This window comes from Seonamhaeicola marinus (assembly GCF_008085455.1).
This window is the reverse complement of the sequence record NZ_VSDQ01000809.1, coordinates 1-216: the sequence shown is the minus strand read 5'-3', so window position 1 is coordinate 216 and position 216 is coordinate 1. Positions and strand designations below refer to the sequence as shown.

General features: G+C 31.0%; 1 pseudogene. It reads left to right on the top strand.

From position 1 onward, the window contains the following. Window positions 1-18: 18 nt before the first annotated feature. Window positions 19-216, top strand: a pseudogene (locus FUA24_RS23645) (hypothetical protein); the annotation flags it as partial.

Below are 216 nucleotides of genomic sequence, written 5' to 3'. Positions count from 1 at the left end.
GAGGGTGATTATAAAAACATGAAAATTGATATCCTTTCTGAAGTACCAGAAGAATTCGAATACCACATTACCAAGGATGAAAAAGCAGACACTTTATATTATTGGTACACACCAAGAATGGAGGTTGATTCGTTGATTTTTAAAATTACTAGTATTGATTACGAAAAAGACTACACCGCTAGAATCAGTATACAAGAAAGAGATTCATTAATAATT